The organism is Streptomyces sp. NPDC054840 (genome assembly GCF_053611065.1).
The window spans coordinates 1-5,112 of the sequence record NZ_JBSGZP010000551.1; the positions used below are offsets into that span (position 1 = coordinate 1).

Annotated in this window: 3 protein-coding genes; 1 reads left to right on the forward strand and 2 read right to left on the reverse strand. The window is 72.7% G+C overall.

The features are described 5' to 3' along the window. A partial coding sequence (locus tag ACWGIU_RS29325) for a protein kinase domain-containing protein (RefSeq protein WP_453710791.1) occupies nt 1-1,538 on the reverse strand: 1,538 nt, incomplete at its 3' end. 161 nt (nt 1,539-1,699) lie between these two features. Then, nucleotides 1,700-3,406, reverse strand: a complete 1,707-nt coding sequence (locus ACWGIU_RS29330; RefSeq protein WP_453710793.1) for a glycerol-3-phosphate dehydrogenase/oxidase — start codon at nt 3,404-3,406, stop codon at nt 1,700-1,702. Nucleotides 3,407-3,635: 229 nt separating this feature from the next. On the opposite strand from ACWGIU_RS29330, the gene ACWGIU_RS29335 reads away from it, so the two are divergent. Continuing rightward, a complete protein-coding gene (locus ACWGIU_RS29335; protein WP_453710795.1) occupies nt 3,636-4,865 on the forward strand; it encodes a nucleotide sugar dehydrogenase in 1,230 nt (409 codons plus the stop codon). The last annotated feature ends 247 nt before the right edge of the window (nt 4,866-5,112 follow it).

Genomic DNA, 5,112 nt, shown 5'->3' on the forward strand with positions numbered 1-5,112 from the left:
GCCTTGTCCGCGGCGGCCTTTTCCACGGCCTCCTTGGCGTCGGCCAGCGAAATCTGCCGGGTCTCCTCGGCCGCCGGAGCCGCTACGGGGGCCGGCGCGGGCTCGGGCGCCGCGAGGACCGCGCCCAGCATCGCCCGGGTGCGGGCGTCGTCGAGCCGGTGGGCCGGGTCCTTGGCGAGCAGGCCGTAGATGACCTCGGTCAGCGGGCCGGCGTTCTTCGGCGGGTCCACCGGCTCGGTCATCACCGCGGTGAGGGTGGCGAGCGCGGACCCCTTGTCGTACGGGGGCACTCCCTCGACGGAGGCGTACAGCAGGCCGCCGAGCGACCACATGTCGGCGGGCGGGCCGGGCTTGTGGCCGCGGGCGCGCTCGGGGGAGATGTAGGAGGGCGCGCCGACGAGCATGCCGGTGGAGGTGACGGAGGGGTCGCCCTCGACCTGGGCGATGCCGAAGTCGGTGAGGACGACTCGGCCGTTGCCGGCGATGAGCACGTTCGACGGCTTCACGTCGCGGTGCAGGATGCCCTGGCCGTGCGCGGCGCGCAGCACGTCGAGCACCGCGAGGCCGACCTCGGCGGCGCGGTGCGGGGTGAGGGGGCCGTTCTCGCGTATGAACTCGGCGAGCGAGAGGCCCTCGATGAGCTCCATGACGATCCACGGCCGGCCGTCCTCGTCGACGACGTCGTAGACGGTGACCGCGCCGCCGCTGCGGATGCGGGCGATGGCCTTGGCCTCGCGGAGGGTGCGGGTGATGAGGCGTCGCTTCTCGTCCTCGTCGACCCCGGTGCTGAAGCGGAGCTCCTTGACGGCGACGGTCCGGCCCAGGGTCTCGTCCTGGGCCCGCCAGACGGTCCCCATGCCGCCCTTGCCGAGCACGGCCCCCAGCCGGTACCGCCCCGCCAGCAGCCGTCCCTCGTCCTGCCCGCCCTTGGCGGCCTCGGCCGCGGCGGCCTTGACGGCGGCGGCCATGGCATCGGCCTTCTCGACGACGGGATTGACCACCTCACCCCCCGCCTTGGGCGCGGTCACGTCCCTGCGCGGCCCCGCCTTGGCAGCCGCCGGCTTCGAACCCTCGGGCTTCACCACCGGCTTCGCCCCGGGTGCGGGCACGTTCTTGCTCGGCCCCGGCTCGGCGGCTGCAGGCTTCGCAGGCGACCCGTCAGGCGAACCGTCAGCCAGCGGCTTCGCCCCGGGTGCGGGCACGTTCTTGCTCGGCCCCGGTCCGGCGGCCCCGGGCTTCCCGCCCTCGGGCTTCGCCGCAGGCGACCCGTCAGGCGAACCGTCAGGCACAGCGTCAGCCACCGGCTTCGCCCCGGGTGCGGACACGTTCTTGCTCGGCCCCGGTCCGGCAGCCGCCGGCTTCGCATCCTCGGGCTTCGCCACCGACGCGGCGTCGACCGCAGGCCTCGCCCCCTCGGGCTTCGCCGCAGGCGACCCGGCAGGCGAACCGTCAGACGCGTCCGAAGGCACGGCACCAGCCGCAGACTCCGCACTGCTGGGCTTCGCCGCAGGCGACTCGGTGTGCTCCGGCTTCGACATGCGTCCCCTCTGCGATCGTGCCGCTGCTCCGCCTGCCCCAGCGGCTGAGCGACCCGGCGGCCGGGGCTCGCGATAACCCGCCCCGGCAGAACCCTCATTCTTCCTCACTCCGCAACGGACGGGCGCCCCGGGTCTGCGGTTCCCCCCTCCGTGTCCCGGAGTTACAACGGAACGATGTCCGGCGCCCCCAGCCGCGCCGCGTCCGCCGCCTGGTCGTCCGGCTGGCGCTGCGATTCACGCTCCGCCTGGACCCGCTTCTCGTAGTGCTCCACTTCCTTCTCGATCTGCTGCTTGTCCCACCCCAGCACCGGCGCCATCAACTCCGCGCATTCCCGCGCCGACCGCGTCCCCCGGTCGAAGGTCTCGATCGAGATCCGGGTCCGCCGCGTCAGTACGTCGTCCAGGTGCCGGGCCCCCTCGTGCGAGGCCGCGTACACGATTTCCGCCCGCAGGTAATCGTCCGCCCCGGTCACCGGTTCCCGCAGTCCCGGGTCGGCGGCCATGAGGTCCAGCAGTTCCTCCGTCAGCGACCCGAAGCGGTTCAACAGGTGTTCCACCCGCACCACATGAAGCCCCGTCCGTGCCGCGATCCGTGCCCGCCCGTTCCACAGGGCCCGGTATCCCTCCGCCCCCACCAGCGGCACGTCCTCCGTCACGCATTCGGCCACCCGCTGGTCCAGGCCGTGCACGGCCTCGTCGACCGCGTCCTTCGCCATGACCCGGTACGTCGTGTACTTGCCGCCGGCGACCACCACCAGCCCCGGCACCGGATGCGCCACCGTGTGCTCGCGCGACAGCTTGCTCGTCGCGTCCGACTCCCCCGCCAGCAGCGGCCGCAGGCCCGCGTACACCCCCTGGACGTCGTCGCGCGTCAGCGGCACGGCCAGCACCGAGTTCACGTGCTCCAGCAGGTAGTCGATGTCCGCGCTCGACGCCGCCGGGTGCGCCTTGTCCAGGTCCCAGTCGGTGTCCGTGGTCCCCACGATCCAGTGCCGGCCCCAGGGGATGACGAACAGCACCGACTTCTCGGTCCGCAGGATCAGCCCGGTGCTCGAATGGATCCGGTCCTTCGGTACGACCAGATGGATGCCCTTCGAGGCCCGTACGTGGAACTGGCCGCGCTCCCCGATCAGCGCCTGGGTGTCGTCCGTCCACACCCCCGTCGCGTTCACGACCTGCTTCGCGCGGATCTCGTACTCACCTCCGCCCTCCACGTCACGCACCCGCGCGCCGACCACCCGTTCGCCCTCACGCAGGAAGCCGATGACCCTCGCCCGATTGGCGCAGTGCGCCCCGTACGCGGCGGCCGTCCGCACGAGCGTCGCGACGTAGCGCGCGTCGTCCATCTGGGCGTCGTAGTACTGCAGGGCCCCCACCAGCGCGTCCTTGCGGAGCGCCGGTGCCACCCGCAGCGCGCGCCCCCGCGACAGGTGCCGGTGCACGGGCAGGCCGCGCCCGTGGCCGCTGGAGACCGACATCGCGTCGTACAGCGCGACGCCCGAGCCGGCGTAGAGCCGCTCCCAGCCCTTGTGCTGCAACGGGTACAGGAAGGGCACGGGCTTCACCAGGTGGGGGGCGAGGCGTTCCAGGAGCAGGCCGCGCTCCTTCAGCGCCTCGCGCACGAGAGCGAAGTCGAGCATCTCCAGGTACCGCAGGCCGCCGTGGATCAGCTTGCTGGAGCGGCTGGAGGTGCCCGAGGCCCAGTCCCGCGCCTCCACCAGGCCGGTCGACAAACCGCGCGTCACGGCGTCGAGCGCGGTGCCGGCGCCCACCACGCCCGCGCCCACCACCAGCACGTCCAGTTCCCGCTCGGCCATCAGGCCGAGGGCCTCGGCCCGCTGCACCGGCCCCAGTGTCGCTGTCCTCACGGCTGCCTCCCGTTGGGTGCGGATGAGATCCCGCTCACATGCCCCGTTCCACGATTCTGACCGCCCGCACCCACATCAGCCACCGCCTGTGGACAACACAACGGTGGCCTTCACTCCAGAATGCGACATATCTGTCATATATACGCCTAGTCTGACATTGCGCCAGCTCCCCTGTCCCCGGAGAACTTGCGCGGCAGCCCCCTCATGTCAGGGAAGGGACGGCACCCCCATGCCCGCAGATCTCGCCGTCATCGGACTCGGCCATCTCGGCCTCCCACTCGCCCAGGCGGCCGTTGCCGCCGGAATCGAGACGGTCGGCTACGACAGCGGTCCGGTCACGGACTCCACCCTCACCGCCGCCGAGATCCGCCGCATGTCGGCGGCCGGCTTCCGGGTCACCACCAACCCCGCCGAGCTCGGCCGGGTCCGCACGGCCGTCATCTGTGCCCCCACCCAGCTCGGAGCGGACCGCGCGCTGGACCTCTCCGCCGTCGGCGAGGCCGGCCGCGCGCTCGCCGCCCGGCTGCGCCCCCACACCACCGTGATCCTCGAATCCGCCGCCCACCCGGGCGTCACCGAGGACTACCTCCGCCCGATCCTCGAAACCGGCTCCGGGCTGCGGGCGGGCCGGGACTTCCATCTGGCCTACTCCCCCAGCCGCCTCGACCCGGGCAACCGCACCCATGGCATCTCCAACACCCCCAAGGTGATCGGCGGCCTCACTCCGGCGTGCACGGAGTCCGCGCACGCCTTCTACGCCCGCCTGACCGAGAAGGTGGTCCGGGCCCGCGGCCTGCGCGAGGCCGAGACCGTACAGCTCCTCGAAACGAACTACCGGCACGTCAACATCGCCCTCATGAACGAGATGGCGGTGCTCTGCCACGACCTCGGCGTCGACCTGTGGGACGTCATCCGCTGCGCCGAGACCAAGCCGTACGGCTTCCAGGCCTTCCGCCCCGGACCCGGCGTCGGCGGCCACGGCGTCCCGCTCGACCCGAACTACCTGCCCCACACCACCCGCACCCCCGGCCACCCCCTGCGCATGATCGGACTGGCGCAGGAGATCAACAACCGGATGCCGCAGTACGTCATCCAGCGCTCGGCCACCCTGCTGAACGAGCACGGCAAATCCGCCCGCGGGGCCCGCGTCCTGCTCCTCGGCGTCACCTACAAGCCCGACCTGGCCGACCAGGAGGGCTCCCCGGCCCGCGAGATCGCCAGCCGCCTGATCGACCTGGGCGCGCTGATCAGTTACCACGACCCGTACATCACGGGCTGGCGGGTCAGGGACCGGCCGGTCCCCCGGGCCGAGTCACTGTACGAGGCCGCCGCCAACGCGGACCTGACCATCCTGCTCCAGCACCACCGCACCTACGACCTGCAGGGCCTCGCCGTGAAGGCCCAGCTGCTCCTGGACACCCGCGGCGCCAGCCCGGTGGGCGCGGCCCACCGCCTCTGAGCTCCGGGACGTCCCCCACAGGACGTCCGAGGCGGCTGTCCGAGGCCTCTGTGCCCTCACCGGCCGCACGGCCTGCCAGGCGGCCCGCAAGGCCGCCACCGGCTGACGCATCCGCCGTCCACCGCGGCGCTGAGCAGGGGCTCGGCAGGCAGCCGACGGAAGGTACCTCTCGGCAGGATCGGCCTTCCCGGTCCCGTGGGGCGTCCGTCCGGATCGCCCGACGAAGGGCACGAACCGACCCCCCCCG

Bases quoted from the DNA above. Each gene is read 5' to 3' on its own strand.
- ACWGIU_RS29335 (WP_453710795.1), top strand. From the start codon at position 3,636: ATGCCCGCAGATCTCGCCGTCATCGGACTCGGCCATCTCGGCCTCCCA.